General features: G+C 61.3%; 3 protein-coding genes. 1 reads left to right on the top strand and 2 read right to left on the bottom strand.

What is annotated here, in order from left to right; translation table 11 throughout:
- On the top strand, positions 1–790 hold a 790-nt coding region (locus EN906_RS29330), incomplete at its 5' end, for a hypothetical protein (protein WP_348629291.1).
- A 34-nt stretch (positions 791–824) separates the two neighbouring features.
- Here EN906_RS29330 and EN906_RS29335 read toward each other — a convergent pair.
- Complete coding sequence (locus tag EN906_RS29335; protein ID WP_127271019.1) at positions 825–1,742, bottom strand: NADP-dependent oxidoreductase; 918 nt, start codon at positions 1,740–1,742, stop codon at positions 825–827.
- 501 nt (positions 1,743–2,243) lie between these two features.
- Positions 2,244–2,918 (bottom strand): hypothetical protein (locus tag EN906_RS29340; RefSeq protein WP_127375572.1); only part of this gene is annotated, 675 nt, incomplete at its 5' end.

Genomic DNA, 2,918 nt, shown 5'->3' on the forward strand with positions numbered 1-2,918 from the left:
TGCGCTGGAACCCCTTCGGAAGCAGTTCGTTCCTTGGGTGGGCGGCTTTGAGGAGTTGGTTGGGTGGGGGAGCGCGTCCCGCAACAGGTTTTTTGCGATGCCTGCAAGGAAGACAAAAACCGATGAAGGCGAGAACCGGCAGCAACTCCTGCAGATGATGACCACGGAGCATTTGGTGCTCGGGACCGCCAGAGCGGCGACGATTCAGGAGGCGAATCAGCGCGCAAATTTGTTCCTGACTTCGGTATCCAGCGCCACGATCGCCCTTGCCTTCGTCGCCCAGGTGACAAGGATGGGGCTTCCTTTCATGCTGTTCAGCCTGATCCTGTTGCCATGCCTCTACTTCATCGGGCTGGTGACATTCGTCAGGGCTGTGCAGGTGGCCATCGAAGACATGGTCCACGCCCGTGGCATGGCGCGCATCAGGCACTACTACACCGAGCTTACTCCCTCGATGGCGCGCTACCTGGTTCACTCCACTCATGACAACCAAACGGCTCTGCTGGCCGATGTCGGCCTCAAGCCAAGGCCCTGGCAAGCGTTCGCCGGAACCGCAGGGATGGTGAATGTCGTCAACGGTGCCATCGCCGGTGTCTTTGCCGGGGTGATGCTCAAGGTTGTCATTGGCTCGACAGTCAGTCTCGCCGTGACTGTCGGCATTCTAGCCTTTGCGGTGAGCAATTGGTGCCTCTGGCAACATCACACGCGCAGTTGGGCAAGCGCGGAACACAAGCTGAAGGTGTTGTTTCCGAACGTGCCGGACAGCGACGGCGACGCGCGGATCGGATAACCCGTTCGAGAGGGACGGCAGAAGCACCAACTCGCTAGGCGGAAACCTCAAGCACGATCTTGCCACGCACATGCTCATTTTCCAGCCGTTCTTCCGCTTTGGCGACCTCTCCAAGAGGGTACGTGGCTTGCACGAAGGGGGTGACCTTGCCGGCCTCGATGAGGCGGCCGATCTCGGCAAGATGCGCCGCATTCGGTTCGGCCAGATAGGAGACGCCACGCGCCCGGCGCAAATTTGCCTTTTCCTGCGACGGTTCGGAAAGAGTGGAAACGAGTGTTCCGCCTGGCTTGAGCACATCCCAGGAGCGGTCCTGCGTGTCGCCCGCGACAAGGTCGAACACCAGGTCGACCGCATCGACGACCTCTTCGAAACCCTGGTTCTTGTAGTCGACCGTCTGATCGGCGCCGAGCTCACGGACGAAAACCACGTCCTCGGCGGAAACGGTTGTCGCGACGAACGCGCCCGCGGCCTTGGCGAACTGGATCGCCAGATGACCGACGCCGCCGGCGCCGCCATGGATGAGAACCCGTTGCCCGGATTTGAGGCCGCCATGGTCGAACAGGCCCTGCCATGCAGTGATGCCGGCAAGCGGCACCGCCGCGGCTTCGACATGGCTTAGACGATCCGGTTTCGCAGCCGCCTCCGTCGCCTTGACCACGACAAATTCGGCATTGCCGCCCCGGTCATGACCAAGCATCGCAAATAATGGGTCGCCCTTCTTCAACGTATGCGCCCGCGTGCCGCATATTTCCACCGTGCCGGACACGTCGCGCCCGAGCGTGACCGGCAGGGTTTCGCTCGTCGAACCTTCGCGGATCTTGTAGTCGATCGGATTGACGCTCGCGGCGCGAACCCTGAGCACAACCTCGTCGTCAAGCGGTTGAGGCAAGGGGACTTGATCGATCGAAACAACCTCAGGTCCGCCAAAAGCATGGATGCGGGCTGCTTTCATGTCGGCATATCTCCTGTTGTTTGGCTGTCGGCGACGGTGTCTGCTGGGCTGTCGTCAGCGGCTGTGCAGCCCAGATTGCGAAGGCAGGCACACCGGTTTCCCAGCGGGCCACCGCCGCTGCAAGGTCGCCACTCCTGCTAGGCCGTAGACAGCGTCGGCGGGTTTTGATTCACATGGCGGCAAGGCTACAACCAGACTTGCTGGCTTTCTAACTGGGTAGCAGGCCGTTGGTTCCAACCACCGCAATCGGCTGAACGTGGTGCCGGAAATTCTCTCCTCGGCCAGAGCATTCAACCAGTCTGATCCATCCGGCCCTTATGCACACAGCTGTTTTGAGTAGCGACGCCGAGGAGAGAGGCGGGGGCCGAAGCTGCTGGCGCGCTGACCTTGGAGATCGGATTGAATCATTGCTGGTGGGTCGCAGGGCCGCCGATCAATGCGGTTCGCACGACGAACATAAAGCAGCACGGTCTTAATCAACGCGGCGGCGCTATGCGGACTTCAAGACGCTTCGCAGATCGGCAGCGGCTGTGGCGGCGGTGCCGGATGATCCTTCCTGTATTGGGCGATGATCGGCTCAAGGGTCTTTCTCGGCCAGAATTTCGGTGTGCCGATTTCCTTCAGGCAGGACGCGTTCCAGTAGGCGCCCGGCTGTGAACGGTCGGCTGCGACCGCGGTGATGTCGCGCGATTCCGGGTAGATGTAGAGCGTCGTCGGATTGTCCTTGACCATCGGGATGATCCGCTTGGCATCCGCCGGCGACCAGCTGGTGCAGCCATTGCTGCGACCGCCGGCATAGTCCACCAGCTTGCCGAACGGCACGAAGCCGTCATGGTCGGCGTGCGAGCTGTTCGGGTTTTTGCGCAGGCACATGCCATGCAGCACCTGGGCAGCGTGACCGCCGATCGCCCGCTGCCTGGCGTTCGCGGCTTCGCCTTCGCCGTCGAACTGGATGAAGGTGCGCTGGAAAACCGCGTCCTGCTTCGCGCCGGTGCGGTAATAGCCCTTGAACGAGGTTTTGGCCTCGCTGGTCATATAGGCGCCGCCGGCCGTCAACGATGAATCCATCGCATTGCCGAAGTTCTTCGCGCACCGTTTGCCGTTTGAAAAATCGACGACGCCTTTCAAATTCCGCCCGCTGCCGTGGCCTGACGAAATCGCGCTAAACGACTGGCT

Source organism: Mesorhizobium sp. M7A.F.Ca.CA.004.06.1.1, from assembly GCF_003999135.1.
Taxonomy (GTDB): domain Bacteria; phylum Pseudomonadota; class Alphaproteobacteria; order Rhizobiales; family Rhizobiaceae; genus Mesorhizobium.

Coding starts and splice junctions, on each gene's coding strand:
- EN906_RS29335 (WP_127271019.1), bottom strand. CDS start 1,742: ATGAAAGCAGCCCGCATCCATGCTTTTGGCGGACCTGAGGTTGTTTCG.